We start from the raw sequence: 16,296 nt of genomic DNA on the forward strand, positions 1-16,296 counted from the left end.
ACCGAATTTTGCTATACTCACCGCGCAACGCACCAAGCCAATTAAAGCACTGATTTAATTGGCTTATTATATAAACAAGAGTGATGATTCGCCTCTATTTGCGTTGCTAGTTGATAAGATTGCTGCGCGTTCAAATAGGTACGGTTATGGGTTTTAAACATCGAAAAACGTTTATTTATCAGTTGGAAAGACACGATAAACGCTACTGGATGAAATTCTGTGGTGAGAACAAACGTAATCCATTCAACCGCCTATTCAATCGTCTGATTACGCTGTCAGAAAAAAGCCAAACTTGGCAGTTACACAGTGGCTTCGACACCAAAACGCGCTTTTTGCTTGAACAGAGTCACTTGATTGAGGCGGCAAAACGCTCACTCCCGGTGCCTCGCGTCGTGATGCAAGGGCGCGGGTTGTTTGTTACTGAGTGTGCTGGTCAGCCTTTGACCGAGTCGCACACAGTCTCCCCCAAACAGCGCTTAACCAAAGCGATGCGCGGGCTGATTGCGTTTCACCAACAAGACATGATTCATGGTCGCCCGGCGATGCGGGATATTTTGATCAATGACGCAGGACAGGTGACCTACATTGATTTCGAAGAGTCGCGCTTCTCTGCCTGCCAGACACTGCGCACGCGCGATGTGCTCTTGCTTTTACTCGACTCCTATCGTTTAGAACGAGTCAGCCAAGCCACACGTTTAGCGCTCCTTACTGAGTGGCAGCAGCAAGTGGGACAAGGCAGTGCGCAAAGCCTAGCCGTTGTCGCACGCTTTCTCACCTACAATCGTTGGATAGCCAATTTAGTGCTGACGTTTAAATCGAACCGATTGTCACGCCAGCTATTACTACTTGAGCGCCTGTTGAGCCGCGCACTTCGTTAGTGCGCTCATCATCTAGAAGCGCTCTAGTCGTACATCAATTGCTTGGCTTTTTCTGCATCGAACTCATCCAAAGAGCGTCTGGCTAAGCGTCTAAACGGCCACGCTTTGACGATTTCTTCAAGTGGCATCACAGCAAACGCCCAGAAAATACTGCCTTCTAGCCACAGCACGATGCCAGCGCACAGCGGCAGCGCAATCACCCATTGCCCCGTAAAGTTGATCTTAAAAACCTCAGTGGTTTTACCCAAAGCACGCAAAACCTGCCCATGCACGGTGTTATAACCACGCACAATCGGAAGGAAGATATACAAAGGTGCAATCACCGCCAGTGCAAGGTACGTGTCGGGGTCCAAATTGGAATACAAATGGGGCAACAGAAAGCTTAATCCTAAAAAGGCCAAGCAAGACAATGCCGAGATGGTCACCGCGACATCAATACTGACATCGACGTTCTTGCGTAAGTCATCCAGCTGCTTAGAACCAATCGCTTGGCTAATGGTAATGGCCGATGAGACGGCCCACGCCGTGATGAACTGATTACCCGCCTTAACCCAAGGCATAATAATGGTGATTGCCACGTAGGAATAAAGCGGCAACTGCGAAAAAGTCAGCATGTACAGTGTTGCGCCCGTCATCAGCATAGTGACATTAGCCGCCACGGGAAAGATCTCTTTAAAGTGGTTGATAGCGTTGCGCCGCAATGACGCATCCAAGGTGCGCAGCGAGAGACGCACATGACTGCGCTGTAAGCAAAGGACGAGAAACAGCAGCCGAACAGTAATCGCCACCAAGCTTCCGATTGCCGCCCCTTGTACCCCAAAGCCCTGCCATGACCCCATACCGTGAATCATCGCGTATGAAACCGCGACGTTAATGGGCGCTTCAAGTAAGTACCCTTTAAACGGCAACTTGGTTTTCCCCAGTGCGTTAAAGAGGGCAATCATCACCTGCGTCGCCGCGTTGATGACCACAATGTACTTCGCCACCGATAAGTAACGCGCGGTTTCTTGCTTTAAAAGGTCATCATTGGTCAGCGCACTAATAAGCGCACTGTCTGCGAGCGTCAACAAGGCTAAAAACAGCACAGCAATACAGCCATTAATCAAAATCGCCGCCCAGAAGCCCTTATTCAGCGCACTCTCTTGACCAGAGCCAAACGCGCGACTGAGCACCAATTGCGAGCCATTGGCCAGTGAGATTTGAATCCCGAGCAAGAAAGAGACGATGGTAAACGCGATCCCCATCGCCGCTAGCGATATCTCACCAAGCGGTGACACCAACAAGGTGTCGATCATCAGCATGGATTGCATCAGCAATGCATTGAGTGCTAAGGGCCAAGCAAGCGATAGGTTTTTGCGAACGTAAGGGTTAAGGGTCATGGTAACGACTCAATTTCCAATGCTTAAACAAACGAAAAAACGTCACCGAAGCGACGTTATTGGGGTGATTCTTTTTCAAACGACTTGCGCTAAACGCTGATTCTCATCATTCAGTAGCGTTTGAGAGGCGAGGCGCGCCGCATCCGATTTTCCTGCCATGATCGCATCGTAAATGCGTTGGTGCTCGGCTAAACAAAATCGTCCGCCTTCTGCCGACTCATCAATAAACTCGCGGAAGATAGTCGAGAGGATATTGCTAAACGGCAAGAAAAACTGATTACCTGTTGACTGAAAAATCAGTTGGTGAAACAAGTGATCGTTTTCTGTCCACTGCGCCATGTTGTGGCTCTGCGCCGCAAAGGTCATGCGCTGAAACACAATAGACAGATCTTTACGCTGAGCGACCGAGGCATGTTTAGCGGCAAGGGCGCACGCTTCAGGCTCAATCGCTTTTCTCAGTCCGAGGAACTGCGCAAGAAACCGTTGATTATCCTCTAAATCTTGCATCCATTCCATCAACTGAGGGTCAAGAAAATGCCAATTATTACGCCCTTGAACTCGCGTTCCTACCCGGGGTTTGGACTCAATAAGTCCTTTGGCGGACAAGAGCTTGATCGACTCACGTAACGAGGTTCGACTGACACCAAAAATGTCACACATCTCCAGCTCACAAGGCAGCTTTTCCAGAGGCTGCAATCCCCCCGATAAAATGCGCCGAGCGATCTGCCGCGCGACTTGAACATGAATTTTACGGCTTGAATCCTCGACTGAGGTAAATGTCGCCATACAGTACTCCCGATGCACCCAATGATGGCCAGGTTCACGACAAGGCCATAGTGGGCACAGACACAATGATATAATCGAAACACTCTCAGCGAGAAGAACGCTTGAATTATAAAAAGCCAGTCAGCGCCGGCTTTTGGGTCAGACGAAGGGTTGCGCGGAGAGAAAAACACACCAAACTCCATTAATAATACAATAATATCAATTTTTAACAACTTAATTTCTCAGCAAAATAACCACCCAACAAAATAAACCCTTGTTTCATTTAATATTTGTGAACCAGTTCAAACTCAAGAAATAATGCGCCGATTTAACACGCAATTAGTCACATAAAGGCGCAAAAAACAGACACAAATCGACCCTCTCTACGTGCTAGATTGAGCCTTTTGAGTGATCGTGCGAGCCTTTATGGCACAAAGAGTGTGAGTCAATCGCGCTTTGCAAAAGCAATGGTTGGTCAACGGTGAGAAGAGTGCTATATTTAGGCTTAAATAATACTTATATTTTTAATTTAAACAGGTCGAAGAAGTAGCAATATGATGACTGGAGCTTTTAACTCAATCGCAGGTTCAAAACGTAGCCTGCACGTACAAGTCGCGAGAGAAATCGCTCGAGGCATTTTATCTGGCAAATTGGCACAAGGCTCTATTCTCCCTGGTGAGATGGAATTGTGTGAACAATTTGGCATCAGCCGCACTGCCCTGCGCGAAGCCGTCAAATTGCTGACCTCGAAAGGCATGCTTGAGTCACGTCCTAAAGTCGGGACCAAAGTGGTCAACCGCGCCTACTGGAACTTCCTCGACCCTCAACTGATTGAGTGGATGGATGGCCTAACAGACACTGACCAGTTCTGCTCTCAGTTCTTGGGTCTGCGCCGTGCTATTGAACCCGAAGCTTGCGCACTTGCCGCCATCCATGCGTCGGCCGATGAACGCATTGAACTTTCTGAGACCTTCCAACAGATGGTTGAGATTGCCGAAGCTGACGTGTTTGACCAAGAGCGCTGGATGGAAGTGGATACGCGATTCCACAGCCTGATCTTCAACGCAACCGGTAATGATTTTTACCTGCCTTTTGGTAACATTCTGACCACCATGTTTGTCAACTTTATTGCGCACTCGTCAGAGGAAGGCAGCACTTGCATCAATGAGCACCGCCACATCTACGATGCGATCATGGCGGGCAACCCAGACAAAGCGCGTCAAGCGTCTATCGTTCACCTGCAAGATTCGAAGCACCGCCTCGCAGCAGTGAACTGATCACTGGCACATATCAAACTCAAAGCCCTCGCCGATGCGAGGGCTTTGTCATTTTCCACACAAATCATCCAACTTACTGCAAGCCTAGCGCACTTCTATCTCGCCTAACCTCCCAAAATTTCCGCAAAAGTTGACTTAAATTTGGACTTCACCCAGCAACAGGGGCTATCATAAGACAATTCATTTTGACTCGTTGACTCACATCGCTCATGACCGAATCTTTACTGCCCAATATTGTCCAATTTATCGCGCAAATTGACCCTTTTGATAAGCTGCCTAAAACCGCAGTGCGTGAATTGGCAGGGAATGTTCAGATCACCTATTTGTGCAAAGGAGACACCGTGGATCTGTGTAAGGAGGGCAAAGAAAAATCCCTCTACATGATCCGCACCGGCTCAATGGAGCAACGTAAAAAAGATGGCGTCTTGCGCGCCAAGCTCGAAGCTGAAGATATTTTTGGTTTTACCTTCCTCTCAAAAGATGTCGATAGTAACAGCGATAAAGGCTACAAAGCGATTGCGCTAGAAAACACCCTGCTCTACATCGTACCTCACTCAGCCCTGAAGGCTCTGTTTAAGGCACACCCTGAATGCGCAGAGCACTTTGCTTCCCAAGCTCAAGTGCGGCTTAAATCTGCATTAGATGTGGTGTGGTCAAACAAAGAGAAAGGCATCTTTATCAAGAAGGTCTCTGAGGTTGCCAGTGGTCGCGTCGCGATTGGTGATGCTAAAGATTCCATCAAGAAAATTGCCAAAGAGATGCTGATCAAACGCTCGCCGTGTGCGGTGATCTACGAGGACGAAAAAATTGTAGGTCTCATCACGGACCGTGACATGACCAAACGCGTCATCGCACAGGACGTTAGCACCGATGAGCCAATTTCCAAAGTCATGACACTGTCGCCGCTGACCATCAGCCCAGATGATCTTGTGATGCACGCAGCCTCTATGATGATGCAGTTCAACATCCGTAACCTGCCTTTGGTCAAAGGCAACAAAGTGGTCGGTTTGCTTACCACCACCCACTTGGTGCAAAACCACCGCGTGCAAGCCATCTTCTTGATTGAAAAGATTAAATACTCAGGCAGTATCAAGACATTGGCCAGTTACACACCGGAAAGACAAGCAATTTTCGAAGCTCTGGTCGAGGGCCATGTCGCACCAGAAGTGATCGGTAAAGTCATGACAATGATCATGGATGCTTATACGCGCCGTTTGATTCAAATCGCTATCGACAAATTGGGACCGCCGCCATGTGAGTTCTCTTGGTTGGTGGCCGGATCTCATGCACGTAATGAAGTTCACATGCTGTCGGATCAAGACAGTGCCATCGTTCTCGCCGACGACGCCACCGACAGTGATAAAATCTACTTTAAACACATGGCGATGATGGTCTCCAATGGATTAGCGAGCTGTGGCTACCCCTTATGCCCTGGCAAGTACATGGCCGCGACACCCAAATGGTGCCAGCCGCTGAGCGTTTGGAAGCACTACTACAAAAAGTGGGTCGCGAATCCAGAATATGAGCGCCTACTGAATATCAGCGTGTTCTTGGAGATTCGCACCGTCTACGGCAACAAAGAGTTTGAGCAGATCCTCCGTGATGAGTTGCATCGCAACATCCGTGAGAACCATGCTTTCTTAAGTATCCTAGTCAATGATTCGGTGCAAACCAACCCACCGCTCGGCATCTTTAACAAGCTCGTTTTAGAAAAATCCGGCGAGAACAAGAAAACACTCAATATTAAGAAGTACGCCATTAACTTGATCATTGATTTGGCACGAATCTATGGTTTAGCGGTGGAGTCCGATGTCTCTGCAACCGACGAGCGTTTTAAAGCCGCGTTTGAAAAAGGCATCATGAGTGAAGATTCGTATAAGAACATCTTGCGTGCCTATCAATTTATTCTCTCATTTCGCTTTAGCCATCAAGTGGAAGCGCTCAAACGCGGTGAGATAGCAGACAACCACATTAACCCCGACAGCTTCGGTAGCTTCGAGCGCAATCACCTAAAAGATGCGTTCCGTATCGTTTCTGAGCTACAAGACGGGGCGAAGATAAGGTTTGGCTCACGATGATTCAGCTCTTTAATCGCTATTTCCATCCGCTGTCCCATCACATTAAAGCGCGCGAGCATTACCTTGCGAATGTTCGTCTCGCCGATGTGTTTTACCCGTTGGTGAAACAACCCGAACTCAATTTGTCGACGCTTGCAAGTGACTACGACTATTTGGTTGTCGACCTTGAGACGACGGGCTTAGACAGTGAAGTGGATCGAATTCTGTCGATCGGTTGGGTCACGCTCTCCGCAGAGTCTATCGATATGACCTCGGCACACCACTACTATGTTAACAGCCGTTCGCAGATCAAAGCCGAGACAGCGGTCATCAACCACATTACGCCACAAATGCTTGAAGAAGGCATTTCGATTCATGATGCGATGAACACCTTCTTTGAAGCCGCACACGGCAAAATACTCGTCGCACACGGTTGTATGGTAGAAAGCAATTTTATCAATCGTTACTTATCAAAGTCATTTGGCCTGAACGCTTTTCCTCTCACCTGGCTCGACACCTTGTGTATCGAAAAGAAGATGGCAAAAGCGATCAATCACCACGAAGAGATCGACGTGTCGCTCTCAGCCACACGACAACGCTATCAACTACCCGAATATTTCGCCCACAACGCCCTCACGGATGCGGTCGCCACGGCAGAACTTTTATTGGCGCAGAAAAAACGCATCGCTTCCCACAAGACGGTGACGCTGAGCCAGTTGTATAAACTCAGTCATTAACTCGGTTTTCCCGCACCTTAAACACACTGTATGAAAAAAAATGATGTCTCGTTCGCCATCTTCCTGCTGGTTGGCGCAAACTTACTCGCTTCACTGTCTGATGTATCGTTAAAAATCCTCAATGGTGAAGTCCCGACATTTCAATATGTCTTCCTCCGTCAATTGATTAGCCTCACTCTGCTACTGCCCTTTTGGTGGTCACTCCCCAAGCAGCGCCGTCGAATGGGCTGTGATGGCATTACCTTTTGGCGCGCACAATTGATTTTATTGGGAAGCGCATGTGCCATGGTGGCCATTACTCACCTGCCCTTGGCGACCGCGAATGCGATTTTCTACGTTGGGCCACTGTTAGTGTTGCCGCTTTCCATCGTCTTTTTGGGAGAGCGCCCTTCCGCGGGCAAAATTTTTGCCACGCTACTGGGCTTTATTGGCGTTTTGATTGTCTTGCGCCCGGAGCACTTTCACTGGGCGGCCATCATCGCGCTAGGCAGTGCGCTCGCCATGGGGGTGGGTAACATTCTCATCAGACGTATGCCTCAAGAGCAACCCTTGGTCTGTACTCTGTTTTGGACCACCTTGATGACTCTGCCCATCGCCGCCGTCATTGCCTACCTTGAGTGGCAACCTATCGAATGGCACCACGTAGGCTGGATTGTAGCGATCAACCTGTTTGTACTCAGCTACCATGCCCTGGTCGTACAAGCCTTTCGCCGAGCCCCCGCCAGCCAAATCGCGCTCGCCGAATACTCTGGCCTTGCCTTTGTCACTCTGTTTGGTGTGATGTGGTTTGATGAAATCCCTGATTTGTTCACAGCGCTAGGGATAATACTGATTATTGTTCCAATGATGCCAATACGTTGGAAACGTTGGATAAGAGGAAAGAGAAGAGACGTTGATTTAGCGGTTTAGCTATGGAGTATAAAAAGAGGTGGGAAGACCACCTCTTTTTATCGATTACTGATCGAGGACTAGCTCATAGAATCGTACCTGTGCATAGTCTTCTGAGTCTGGGCCACCATAAGCGCAGCCAGACGACCCGGTATTACACTGGTTGTAAGATCCCGCCTTAAAGTACATCCAGTCGCTACCGTAACCCTGGTCGATTTCATGCCCTTGGTACTGACCCGCGGTCAAATCGATGGTGACGCTTTTCGTCTCTTCATTGTCTAATCCCGGGGATTTGACAAAGTTGAGCGTCATCATGTCACCTTCGACAATCACTTCATAAGAAAAGACTTCATCTAGCGCAATGCCATCAATTGGCTCTGGATCACCTTGACGCAGATTGTGCTGACCAAAGACATCGTGTCGAATATCTTTGCGCAGTTTTGATTTTTGCTGCTCAAGCGGTGGATTCAGTTCGTAGTTCCAGCTGAGTGAACCCAGGTTGTGTTCCGGTAATTTTCGGTAAATGATTTTTAGTGGCTCATTCTTTGAGCCATGAATCTGCCCAATCACAGTCGCAAATGCACCGTTCTTTTTATAATCACCACTCGTACTCACCCAATCCACAGCTAAGGTTGCCTTCAAACGCCCCCCAATTGAGCCATACTCCTCGGCTTGAGGATGCGATGCGACGACGAAGTTGTTTTTTGGCTCCCCGTAATGATCAGCAAGCATCGCTCTCAACTCACTGCGCGCATTTTTACTGTTAGGTGTGGTTGGCGCTGTGTTAGGCGCTTTAAACACCATAGCGCCAGTTTCTTTATCGGTATAGAACCATTCTGAATGCTCATAACCCGATAGCTTGTCTTTCTGAATTTCTGCCGCTTTTCCTTTGCGGCTCCCCTCTTCTTCGGTCATCGGTAAGGTGATTTTCCAGTTACTCAAGTCGAAGTTTTGCCCTGGTTTTGCTTGAGGATCCAGGGACTGCACCATTGAAGATACTAATTCAGAGCTCGTCGAAGCTGGTAAAGCTGATTCAGCGGACAGTGTAGAAGAAGCAGATGCGAGCAACATACCCACAACAATGAGATTGAGGTTTGTATTTTTCATGACAATATCTCTCGACAATCATTGACTCTGATGAGTCGACCAAGTGCGACTTGGTCGACTCATCAGGGTTGTTAGAATTTATAAGTGATGCCTACACGGCTTCGCAACTGACGATCAGTCTTGTCATCACACGCACTGTTGCACTGAACATTGCCAAACTCTACATAAGGACGCCAGTCTGAGTTTTGAATCTTGTAACCGACTTTCAAGTTATAATCCCACTCGTACTCGCCGTCTTTGTTTCCAACTTTCCATTCTTTGCTAAAAAAGTCTTCTTTGTAGTTAGCTTCAAAACCCAGTTGTATTTGATTCCATGTGTATTCGAGGTTACCAGTTAATTTACTTGCGTTAAGAGAGTCGTGTTTTTCGCCATCACGTCCTGTCGATGTATTCCCACTCGAATAATTTCGAAATTCATGGCGGTAACGAAACTTAGCCGTTACACCATTATCAAATTTCTTTTGTATTCTTAGCTGAGGTTTATACGTGACATTGTTACTACCGAATGTCACTGGCATACCTGGCTGCAATCGCCAACCATCGGCAAGGTCAAAGTTATAGCTGTAGACAAATTCGCTATCACCGCGCTGTAACTCACCTAAATGTCCGGAGTGTTTCATTTCGACACTAAAATTGTGGCTTCCTGAATTGCCACCAATTAGCACGCGCCCCGCCCATTGTTCTCCGCCATGTTTATATTCCTCCCGAAAATCGAGAGAAGCAGCAGAGACAAGGGTAGTACAAAGTAGTGAACTCACTAATACAGCTGTTTTTTTCATGTTGTTCATTTTCGACCTTTCTATATTGTGTTTATGTATGACAATATTATTTATCAGAAAGATAAAATATTCCGTGATCCATTTCTCGATTAAAGATCGAAACATAACAATGTGCGTCGAGTTAATTACTTAGTTATATATCAGGTTATAAAGTTAATGAATTTCATAAGTTATTTGCATGCACTTAAGTGCTTAAATACATCACACTAATCGCACACTAAAGATAAAATTAAAATACTACAAAATAGCAAATGAGATAGATTATCTTTGACTTGGAAAAGAAGTCGCCTACTCTCGACTAAGAAAAGAGAGTAGGCCAGTCGATATGATGGAAGATTTAGATCTTAAATCTAGCGATTAACGTGTCTACCTCACCATTTAAGCTCTGGATGTTGCTCGCTTCGCTGACTTGGTTTTCACTGACGGTGTTTAGCTCGTTAACAAGATCATTAATCTTATGAATATTAACATTCACAGACTGAATGACCGTATTTTGCTCGCTGGAAGAATGGGAAATTTGACTATTAAATTGGTTAATGATGTCTATTTCATTATCTAGCTTGTGAAGCATATCCACTGCGTGTTCGATCTCTAAACGCGTGGCTAAACATTGCTCTTTGGTTTGTTCAATCGACAGAACCAGGCTACTCGATTTATGACTTAGCTTGGTTAACGCAAAATCAATCTCCGAAGTGCTCGTTTGCGTGCGGTTAGCTAACGCACGCACTTCGTCAGCAACAACAGCAAAACCTCGCCCATGCTCTCCGGCTCGGGCCGCTTCGATAGACGCATTTAATGCCAACAAGTTGGTTTGTTCCGCGATGCCGCCAATCACTGTTACAATCGATTGGATACTTTGAGCCTCGTTCGCCATTTCGTTGATATCTTGAAACGTACTGCCAATCAACTTTTCGAGTTCTTCAATGTGGGTGCGAGTTTCGCTGTTGATCGCTTTGGATTCATCACTCAACTTCGTCGCTTGATTGGCTGTCGCCGCCGCCGATTCCGAATGCTGCTCGACGACTTTTGACGTTTGTGCGAGCTCATCCACCGCAGTCACAATTTGGGTCGTTTCACCAGAATGGGTATGTAACACCGAGTGGGACAATTGACAGCTTTGCTCAATTTCAGAGGTACTCTTAGACAAAGAACGCGTAGCACTTCTGAGCTCTTGCAACATACTTTGAATATTGCAAATGAACGTATTAAAGCCGTCGGCTATTTCTGCTAGATCACCGTGGGCTCTGACATCGAGTCTTTGTGTGAGATCGCCTTCTCCTCTGGAAAGGTCTTTAACCAACACTTTCAAGTCCGTGATGGGTCGATAGATGTGATGAAGCAACACTAACACGATAAACATAGTGACCGACAAGGCAGCGAGCATAGTCAGGAAGGAGTGTCGACTTGCTGAACTAAGTTCTGAGAGCGCGATTGCTTTATCCATCACCGCGATAAGTTGCCACTGCGAATGTTGCCCCACGTCAATGGAGGTAGCAAACATAAGAGCATGAGTATCTCCTAGCACCGCCGGCACAAATGCCCCATTTTGTGATGTGCTCTTCAAGCCTTCTAAGTATGGCGCGATTTCACTGTCTGCTATTGAGGTTTGTGCCGCGACGCCATCAATCGTCGACGCAATAATCAACCCTTTTTGATCCACAACCAACGCTCGTGCTCCATTGACACGTTCAAGATCGGTCAATTGTTGGGTAATACCAGAGAAACGGATGTCTCCCAAAATCACGCCATTATCTAACGTATAAGTTACACCTATCATCGGACTTCGGTCACTTTTTGTGAAAAACACGTCACTAAAGCCGAGTCCACGTTTTTTCTTGGCTTCCTTGTACCAAGGTCTGGCAGTTGGATCGTACTTACTTTTGATACCAATCCCATTCGGAAATGATTCTTCAGATGGCCTTGATGTGAATGAACGACCATCATCAAAACCCACCATTATTTTCTCGATACCACCGAGTTGATACGCAAGATAGACCAATTTTTCGTTACGAATGTCTTCGACATAACCGCTTTCGTACTCTTTTGCCAAAGCAACCACCGTATCGATCGTTCTTTCAATGTTCGATTCGAGTTCATCCACCTTTTTATCAAGTGCAGTGTGGATATCTGCGACAATTCGACGTTCAACCTGCTCACTAAGTTGAAGATAAGACAGGTAGTGAGTCACCAACAATGAACCCGCCGCCGTGGTCAAGACGGTCAGCATAAGTTTGGCTTTAAAGCCGAGTTTTAATCGTTTATACATGAAGATGCACCGTATAATGAATAGACAACAAAAAGGCCTCGATTAGAGGCCGAAACATGACTAGTAAGGTTGGTAAAGCAACTCAATGTCCCGTTGAGCCCAGACTTCGGCAAGATTTTTCTTGACCGTATAGGCATCAAAGTTAGTTTGCTTGGCGAGGTTGACCCATTCCTGGTTACCCGTGGCGATGCCACCTTTGAGGTAAAGAGGGGTCATGCGCTCAACACGCCGAGGATTGTCTTTGGCGGTGTAAGGCCAAGGGGCGGCGGGATCGTGGTAATTGGCCATCAGTTGAATGCCCTTAACTAATGAACCGCCCTTGTCGTTTTGATAGTGCCACAAGTCAATCCCGACTTTATCGCCAAGCTGGGCCAGGCCAACCAATGGATCGAGACTAAAATAGTGATAGTGATAAGCACGCGTGCGAGAGATTTCGTGCGGCTGTGAACCATCGGCGTCAAATTGGGTGTCGACGCGCATCTTACCTTTTTGCACCATCTGTTTCGTCAGTGCTTCATTGCCTAAGAAGTAGGCGATACCACCGACTTGGTAGTCATACCAAGTACCATGATTGTTCGGTGCGTAAGCTTCACCCTTTGGTCCACCCGCCAAATCATCGACGATGAGCCAATCTAAGTAATCGCTGTACCACTGTTGAATGCTTTGCTCATCGCCTTCGGTCCAAGCAGACGATGTTGAAACAATCGCGATGGCATCGAGCATGCGATCGGCCAAGGTGCGTGTATCAATAATTCCACTTCGGCGTCCTTCCGCGCGCCCCGGGACACCCTGACCAAAGTTCACATTGGGGTTCATTTTGGTCTTTGGGTCGATATACCAAGTGCGAATGTATTCGATTGCCTTTTGAGCATATTGCTCTTCTTGACTGAAGTAGTAAGCCAGCGCCAGCGCTCTAACCGAGCGGGTAAAGTGGCCAATTCGTCTTGAGTCTGTCTCATTAGTTTTCGACGCTGGGTTGGTTTTGCCATCATGACGTATCCAAGGTAAGCCATCAGCTTTAGTGTCATCTGGCCACCAATATGGGCTAATGCTCAAATAGTCATTCTTGCTGCCACTTGGCGGTGTCATTCCCTTATCAACGACTGAGAAAGGTCCGTCTTGCATCGCAAATTCCGCTTCTTCCAGCAGACGTTGATACGCCACTTTCATCGAATCCGGTGCCTCTTGGGAATGGAGAACGGCGCGATTTTTTTCGATGACATCCTGATCCAAAAAGACAAAATTCGCTGACAACGCTTGGCTGCTTAACAGAGCCGTCGACACGATAGCGGCAAGACGTAGAGGTTTCACATTAAATTTCATGTTTTTCCTTGTTTTTTGATTATTTGTAGTATTAAAATACTAACAAGGAAATAAAATGTTTCTGTGATTCATTTCCGATTTTGGTAACAAAGCAGTGACAGCCCCATCATCATTTGGGCTTTGATTTTGCTAAGTGACTGATTGTACGGGGTGATGACAAGAAGTGGCGAATCGTCACTGAACAAAAAATGTGCGCTTGATTTGATTTTTATAAAAAACAGTTTCATTTTTAATAGTCATACATTACTATACGCAGCGTTGGATGTTGAACAGTTAGCAAAAAAGACGACTGAACAACGCACTAAGGCAGGAATAGCGACCAAACAATGCAAACTTTGACCACCATGCTCAAAGCAAGTTTGATTGGAACGCTGGTATTAAGTGCACGTGTGTTGATGGTCGCAACCGTATTATTGCTGTTTGTTTCTAAGGTGTTATTGGCATTGTCGATGCTATCAACTCAGTGAAACAAGCAACGAAGTGAGTTTTAAGTTCGCTCCCAACCTAATTAACAATAATATTTTCTGGACACAGCCTCGCTCCGGCAGCTTAAACGCTCGAAGATCTGGTGCTGCAACCACGGCTCAAAAGACAGGACATCGCTCACCCCCGTTCCGTCTTTGCGTCTTGGTGTGTATCACTGGTTTAAGTGTAACGACGATGGTGATTATCCAGACGGTACCCATACCGTTTGCGCCCACATATTACAGGCAATATGTGGGCGTTTTTTTATCCTCTTCTCTCCCCTAACTTAAATCATACAATTAAAACGCCGTTTCAATTTCATCTCACTCGAGCAATCCCCTACCCTCCCGAGATTATTGAATGTTTAGAGATTCGATCTCGATCACTTGTATGATTTATTGATCCATCACTCCTAGATCACTGGTCACATTTTTGAGTTATTGTAGTACAAATAAATAAGGAGCTAGATAACATAGGGAGGTGACATTACATAACATTACAAAGGTCAAAAGATGGAACTCAATACAATTATTGTCGGCATCTATTTCCTATTCTTGATAGCAATAGGTTGGATGTTCAGAACCTTTACCAGTAACACCAGTGATTACTTCCGCGGGGGCGGCAGTATGTTGTGGTGGATGGTTGGTGCAACAGCGTTTATGACGCAGTTCAGTGCATGGACCTTCACCGGTGCAGCGGGTAAAGCCTACGCAGACGGTTTTGCGGTAGCCGTTATCTTCCTTGCCAACGCGTTTGGCTACTTGATGAACTACCTCTACTTTGCACCGAAATTCCGCCAACTTCGCGTTGTTACGGTCATTGAAGCGATTCGCATGCGTTTTGGTAACTTCAACGAGCAAGTCTTTACTTGGTCTGGTATGCCAAACAGCGTTATTTCAGCCGGTATTTGGCTAAACGGCCTAGCGATCATTGCTTCTGGTATTTTCGGCTTTGATATGACCACCACCATTATTATTACTGGTCTGGTTGTATTGGTGATGTCGGTCACCGGCGGCTCTTGGGCGGTAATTGCCTCTGACTTCATGCAGATGGTGATCATTATGGCGGTAACCGTGACGTGTGCGGTGGTGGCAATCATCCAAGGCGGTGGTGTCGGTGAGATCGTCAGCAACTTCCCTGTACAAGAAGGCGCGTCGTTTGTTTCAGGTAACAACCTCAACTACCTAAGCATCTTTGGTATCTGGGCATTCTTTATCTTCTTCAAGCAGTTCAGCATCACCAACAACATGTTGAACTCTTACCGCTACTTGGCGGCAAAAGACTCCAAAAATGCGAAGAAAGCCGCTCTACTGGCGTGCATTTTGATGACAATGGGCCCACTGATTTGGTTCATGCCGTCTTGGTTTATTGCTGGTCAAGGTGTCGACCTAGCGATGCAATACCCTGAAGCAGGCAAGAAAGCGGGTGACTTTGCTTACCTCTACTTTGTGCAAGAGTACATGCCAGCGGGTATGGTTGGTCTACTGATTGCGGCTATGTTCGCTGCGACCATGTCATCCATGGACTCTGGCCTCAACCGCAACTCTGGTATTTTCGTTAAGAACTTCTACCAACCGATTTTGCGTAAAGACGCGACAGAGAAAGAGTTGGTGCTTGTATCGAAACTGACTTCTACCTTCTTCGGTATTGCGATCATTCTCGTTGCACTATTTATCAACTCACTCAAAGGTTTGAGCCTGTTTGATACCATGATGTACGTAGGTGCTTTGATTGGCTTCCCAATGACCATCCCTGCTTTCCTTGGCTTCTTTATCAAGAAAACTCCGGACTGGGCTGGCTGGGGTACGCTGGTTGTCGGTGCTATCGTCTCTTACTACGTGGGCTTTGTGATCAATGCAGAAATGGTCGCAAACTGGTTCAACCTTGAACCACTAACAGGTCGTGAATGGTCTGACTTGAAAGTGGCGATTGGTCTGATTGGACACCTAGTGTTTACAGGCGGCTTCTTTATCCTAACTACCCTGTTCTACAAGCCTCTTTCTGAAGAGCGCCAGAAGAACGTCGACAAGTTCTTCGAAAACTTGGCAACACCACTGGTTTCTGAGTCAACGGAACAGAAGAAACTCGACAACAAACAACGTCGTATGCTGGGTTCTCTTATCGCAGTAGCGGGTGTGGGTGTGATGGCGATGTTCTTACTGCCTAACCCGCTATGGGGACGCTTCATCTTTATTCTCTGCGGCGCCATTGTCATGGGTGTTGGTCTACTGCTGGTCAAAGCGGTCGATCAGAGCGTTGAAGACAAAAAAGAGTCAAAATCAGCGACAGCATAAATGCTCTCTTTCGGCGTAACTCTCTTAATCAAGGCGGCTTCGGCCGCCTTACATACTCAAGGCGTTTTGTATCACCCCCAT

Annotated in this window: 13 protein-coding genes; 7 read left to right on the forward strand and 6 right to left on the reverse strand. The window is 46.9% G+C overall.

The features are described from left to right. Positions 1-146: 146 nt before the first annotated feature. Positions 147-878, forward strand: coding sequence for a BUD32 family EKC/KEOPS complex subunit (locus tag AC6R10_RS00285; RefSeq protein ID WP_500671146.1), 732 nt, complete (start codon positions 147-149; stop codon positions 876-878). A gap of 23 nt (positions 879-901) precedes the next feature. Here AC6R10_RS00285 and AC6R10_RS00290 read toward each other — a convergent pair whose 3' ends face one another. Further along, entirely contained in the window at positions 902-2,257 is a 1,356-nt protein-coding gene (locus tag AC6R10_RS00290) for an MATE family efflux transporter (protein ID WP_500671147.1), read from the reverse strand. 75 nt (positions 2,258-2,332) lie between these two features. Further along, positions 2,333-3,043 carry a FadR/GntR family transcriptional regulator gene (locus AC6R10_RS00295; protein ID WP_500671148.1) on the reverse strand — a complete coding sequence of 237 codons (711 nt, stop codon included), beginning with the start codon at positions 3,041-3,043 and terminating at the stop codon, positions 2,333-2,335. A 536-nt stretch (positions 3,044-3,579) separates the two neighbouring features. Between AC6R10_RS00295 and AC6R10_RS00300 the strand changes: the two genes are divergently transcribed. The 4 genes from AC6R10_RS00300 (at position 3,580) to AC6R10_RS00315 (ending at position 8,002) form a co-directional block, all read left to right on the forward strand. Beyond that, the gene (locus AC6R10_RS00300) at positions 3,580-4,299 is read left to right on the forward strand and encodes a FadR/GntR family transcriptional regulator (RefSeq protein ID WP_500671434.1); all 720 of its coding nucleotides are present in this window, start codon (positions 3,580-3,582) and stop codon (positions 4,297-4,299) included. Positions 4,300-4,508: 209 nt separating this feature from the next. Beyond that, on the forward strand, positions 4,509-6,377 hold the full coding sequence (locus AC6R10_RS00305) for a DUF294 nucleotidyltransferase-like domain-containing protein (RefSeq protein ID WP_500626835.1): 1,869 nt from the start codon (positions 4,509-4,511) through the stop codon (positions 6,375-6,377). Continuing rightward, entirely contained in the window at positions 6,377-7,093 is a 717-nt protein-coding gene (locus AC6R10_RS00310; RefSeq protein ID WP_500671435.1) for a 3'-5' exonuclease, read from the forward strand. Before AC6R10_RS00305 ends, AC6R10_RS00310 begins: the two co-directional genes overlap by 1 nt. A 30-nt stretch (positions 7,094-7,123) precedes the next feature. Further along, the gene (locus tag AC6R10_RS00315; RefSeq protein ID WP_500671149.1) at positions 7,124-8,002 is read left to right on the forward strand and encodes a DMT family transporter; all 879 of its coding nucleotides are present in this window, start codon (positions 7,124-7,126) and stop codon (positions 8,000-8,002) included. A 45-nt stretch (positions 8,003-8,047) separates the two neighbouring features. Here AC6R10_RS00315 and AC6R10_RS00320 read toward each other — a convergent pair whose 3' ends face one another. The 4 genes from AC6R10_RS00320 to AC6R10_RS00335 form a co-directional block, all read right to left on the reverse strand. Further along, a complete protein-coding gene (locus AC6R10_RS00320; RefSeq protein WP_500671436.1) occupies positions 8,048-9,052 on the reverse strand; it encodes a polysaccharide lyase family 7 protein in 1,005 nt (334 codons plus the stop codon). 107 nt (positions 9,053-9,159) lie between these two features. Then, complete coding sequence (locus tag AC6R10_RS00325; RefSeq protein WP_500631564.1) at positions 9,160-9,876, reverse strand: oligogalacturonate-specific porin KdgM family protein; 717 nt, start codon at positions 9,874-9,876, stop codon at positions 9,160-9,162. Between the two features lie 328 nt (positions 9,877-10,204). Continuing rightward, a complete protein-coding gene (locus tag AC6R10_RS00330) occupies positions 10,205-12,133 on the reverse strand; it encodes a methyl-accepting chemotaxis protein (RefSeq protein ID WP_500671150.1) in 1,929 nt (642 codons plus the stop codon). Positions 12,134-12,193: 60 nt separating this feature from the next. Then, positions 12,194-13,456 (reverse strand): alginate lyase family protein, encoded by a 1,263-nt coding sequence (locus AC6R10_RS00335; protein WP_500671151.1) that lies wholly within the window; start codon positions 13,454-13,456, stop codon positions 12,194-12,196. 326 nt (positions 13,457-13,782) lie between these two features. Here AC6R10_RS00335 and AC6R10_RS00340 point away from each other — a divergent pair, with 326 nt between their 5' ends. Both AC6R10_RS00340 and AC6R10_RS00345 read left to right on the forward strand, forming a co-directional pair. Continuing rightward, positions 13,783-13,923, forward strand: a complete 141-nt coding sequence (locus tag AC6R10_RS00340; protein WP_500632453.1) for a hypothetical protein — start codon at positions 13,783-13,785, stop codon at positions 13,921-13,923. A gap of 510 nt (positions 13,924-14,433) precedes the next feature. Then, complete coding sequence (locus AC6R10_RS00345; protein ID WP_500671152.1) at positions 14,434-16,215, forward strand: sodium:solute symporter family protein; 1,782 nt, start codon at positions 14,434-14,436, stop codon at positions 16,213-16,215. Positions 16,216-16,296: the final 81 nt, after the last annotated feature.

It is taken from the genome of Vibrio sp. R12-SG2-ISO1 (genome assembly GCF_059834045.1).

What these genes read in the sequence shown, in the direction of transcription:
- AC6R10_RS00340 (WP_500632453.1), top strand. Translation starts at nt 13,783, where the DNA reads ATGCAAACTTTGACCACCATGCTCAAAGCAAGTTTGATTGGAACGCTG.
- AC6R10_RS00305 (WP_500626835.1), top strand. Translation starts at nt 4,509, where the DNA reads ATGACCGAATCTTTACTGCCCAATATTGTCCAATTTATCGCGCAAATT.
- AC6R10_RS00300 (WP_500671434.1), top strand. Translation starts at nt 3,580, where the DNA reads ATGACTGGAGCTTTTAACTCAATCGCAGGTTCAAAACGTAGCCTGCAC.
- AC6R10_RS00325 (WP_500631564.1), bottom strand. Translation starts at nt 9,876, where the DNA reads ATGAACAACATGAAAAAAACAGCTGTATTAGTGAGTTCACTACTTTGT.
- AC6R10_RS00345 (WP_500671152.1), top strand. Translation starts at nt 14,434, where the DNA reads ATGGAACTCAATACAATTATTGTCGGCATCTATTTCCTATTCTTGATA.
- AC6R10_RS00285 (WP_500671146.1), top strand. Translation starts at nt 147, where the DNA reads ATGGGTTTTAAACATCGAAAAACGTTTATTTATCAGTTGGAAAGACAC.
- AC6R10_RS00330 (WP_500671150.1), bottom strand. Translation starts at nt 12,133, where the DNA reads ATGTATAAACGATTAAAACTCGGCTTTAAAGCCAAACTTATGCTGACC.
- AC6R10_RS00290 (WP_500671147.1), bottom strand. Translation starts at nt 2,257, where the DNA reads ATGACCCTTAACCCTTACGTTCGCAAAAACCTATCGCTTGCTTGGCCC.
- AC6R10_RS00295 (WP_500671148.1), bottom strand. Translation starts at nt 3,043, where the DNA reads ATGGCGACATTTACCTCAGTCGAGGATTCAAGCCGTAAAATTCATGTT.
- AC6R10_RS00320 (WP_500671436.1), bottom strand. Translation starts at nt 9,052, where the DNA reads ATGTTGCTCGCATCTGCTTCTTCTACACTGTCCGCTGAATCAGCTTTA.
- AC6R10_RS00335 (WP_500671151.1), bottom strand. Translation starts at nt 13,456, where the DNA reads ATGAAATTTAATGTGAAACCTCTACGTCTTGCCGCTATCGTGTCGACG.
- AC6R10_RS00315 (WP_500671149.1), top strand. Translation starts at nt 7,124, where the DNA reads ATGAAAAAAAATGATGTCTCGTTCGCCATCTTCCTGCTGGTTGGCGCA.